Below are 2,239 nucleotides of genomic sequence, written 5' to 3'. Positions count from 1 at the left end.
TCTGTGTCATCTTATGAGGGCGGTTGCGGATTTGAGGCTTATTTTTTGTGTTATAATACTGCTTTATGAGTTGAAAAACTGCAATCAAAAGGGGAAGAAACCGTATGGAAGGGTTTCTGCATCCTTATAAGAGAGTTGATACACCCTTATGAAAGTGTTAGTATATCCTTATGTAATCTTCGTTCAACGCCTTTGAATGTCCGTTCAACGTCTTTGAATGTCGGTTCAACGCCTTTGAATGTCGGTTCAACGTCTTTGAACGGAGAAATGATAAGGATGCGGAAACAAATTCATGTGGTTTAACGATTTTAGTTTGTGGTTTACCGTTTTTAGTTGCCCTTTCTTAGTATTATTTTTTATGATTTGTTATGCGTTCTCATATTGTTTGTTTTCCGAAATGATGGCTGCGGAAAATAGCAGTGAACCAGCGCAAGGCAACTTTTTTACCTTATGAACCATTATGAACTTGATAGTTTCAAATATTCTCCTTACCTTTGTCGGAAAATCGTAAACTTATATAAAAGTATATGGATATTATAGGTAATATAACTTCAGGCATTATAGGTGTGGTAGTAAGCGCAATAGTAAGCTATTGTATTTTTAAACGGCAGCAATTCAATGATACAATAACCAAGGAGCGTCTCAACTTCATCAAGGATTGGAGAGAGTGCGCTGCCTGTTTTTGTGGTTTATTGGCATTGAAAAATGAATCTTTTAAGGTAGACGAATTTGAAGGGCACAAATTGGAGTACTATTATTACAAACTACTTTTGATGTGCAACTCCACCAAACCTGAATCTTATGTGGATATTGAAGTTGTAAAACAGTTAAACCAACTTTATCAAGCCAAAGGTAAGGTTAGTAACGAACAATTTGAAAAGTTTGTTGCTCTAATGCAAGCAAATTTAGCTATAGAATGGAAAGGTACCAACCTTGAAAGCCGGAAAGGACAACTTTCGGAAAAAGAGAAAGAAAATTTACGTATGAATGTATATAAGGATTATTTAAATGATGTCACTAATTATTAAGTTCAAAAAGGTTATAGAAACTTTACGAAAATCAACATTTTTAGCATCTTTTTTAATTTCTGTTTCTATTGGTTTGATAGATATAGGTATAGCATGTTATCTAAAAAATCAACAATTAGCACAAGTTGCATATTGGATTGGTGGAGGAATAGCAATTCTACCTATTGTTGGATATATATTATATCAAGCAAGAAAGTCTGAAGGGAACATGAATATGGACGAATTGAAACAGCTAAGTTATAAGAAAAACAATAAAAATATAAAACTATGAACAAAAGTAAATGCTTATTCATGCGATTGGTCCTTATAATTGGACTTATCGTGCAATGTGCTCTTTTGCAAGCGAGTACATTGATTGATGGGTTGTACTATGACTTGGACACGTCTAACCGTACAGCCACGGTAACTTATGAGGTTGATGGAACGGGCAACTATGCCTCTTTGTCGGCTAATGTCAAGATTCCAGAGAATGTTGTGTATAATGGCGTGACCTTTACTGTGACAAAGATTGGGGAGAATACTTTTTCTAATTGTAAAGTATTAGAGTCAATAAGTATCCCTGGTACAGTTTTGCAGATAGGACAAAACACGGGTGTTTCAAATTTACCTTTCTATAATTGTACGTCATTAAAAAGTGTTAGGTTTGAAGATGGCGCATCAAGCCTTGTTTTAGGTTCTTATTATCGAGATGATAGAGGATATAATGGTACAGGGTTATTCTCGTTTTGTCCTTTGGAAGAAGTTTATATAGGACGTAATATTACTTATATAGATGGTAGATATCCTTTTGAAAAGTATCCTCAATACTATGGCTATTCTGCATTTTATAACCAGCCTAAGTTAGCAAAGGTAACGATTTCTTCAACAGTAACAGAGATACCTAGTTGTTTTTTAAAAGGGTGTAAGGCACTTAATAAAGTTTCTATTCAAGGGCAATTGATCAAAATTCCATCTTATTCTTTTGATGGATGTCAACTTTCTGTACTTACATTATCTAATTCTATAGAGGAAATAGGAGATTATGCCTTCCAGAATAACACAACATTGACTACAGCATCTTTAGGAGATAACGTAAAAAAAATAGGTAAATATGCTTTTAGTGGATGTACCAACCTTTCAATTTTAAATTTAGGAAATTCATTGGTTACTATTGATGATTATGCTTTTCAGTCAACCTCAAATCCGCAACCGCCCTCATAAGATGACACAGA

The 2,239-nt window shown here is 34.2% G+C and carries 3 protein-coding genes; all 3 read left to right on the top strand.

The window, feature by feature from the left end; translation table 11 throughout:
* The first annotated feature begins 527 nt into the window (after positions 1–527).
* Genes DW917_RS16635 through DW917_RS16625 form a run of 3 tightly spaced genes read left to right on the top strand, consistent with a single transcriptional unit; the run spans position 528 to position 2,228 of the window.
* Positions 528–1,028, top strand: a complete 501-nt coding sequence (locus DW917_RS16635) for a hypothetical protein (RefSeq protein ID WP_118120508.1) — start codon at positions 528–530, stop codon at positions 1,026–1,028.
* Positions 1,009–1,299: a hypothetical protein gene (locus DW917_RS16630; RefSeq protein WP_118120506.1), complete on the top strand. Its 291-nt coding sequence runs from the start codon at positions 1,009–1,011 to the stop codon at positions 1,297–1,299. Before DW917_RS16635 ends, DW917_RS16630 begins: the two co-directional genes overlap by 20 nt.
* Positions 1,296–2,228, top strand: coding sequence for a leucine-rich repeat domain-containing protein (locus tag DW917_RS16625; protein ID WP_118120504.1), 933 nt, complete (start codon positions 1,296–1,298; stop codon positions 2,226–2,228). Before DW917_RS16630 ends, DW917_RS16625 begins: the two co-directional genes overlap by 4 nt.
* Positions 2,229–2,239 lie beyond the last annotated feature (11 nt).

It is taken from the genome of Prevotella sp. AM42-24 (assembly GCF_003461825.1).
GTDB lineage: Bacteria > Bacteroidota > Bacteroidia > Bacteroidales > Bacteroidaceae > Prevotella > Prevotella hominis.
The sequence above is the reverse complement of the archived record's forward strand: the minus strand, read 5'-3'. Positions and strand labels throughout refer to the sequence as shown.

Bases quoted from the DNA above. Each gene is read 5' to 3' on its own strand.
- DW917_RS16625 (WP_118120504.1), top strand. From the start codon at position 1,296: ATGAACAAAAGTAAATGCTTATTCATGCGATTGGTCCTTATAATTGGA.
- DW917_RS16635 (WP_118120508.1), top strand. From the start codon at position 528: ATGGATATTATAGGTAATATAACTTCAGGCATTATAGGTGTGGTAGTA.
- DW917_RS16630 (WP_118120506.1), top strand. From the start codon at position 1,009: ATGATGTCACTAATTATTAAGTTCAAAAAGGTTATAGAAACTTTACGA.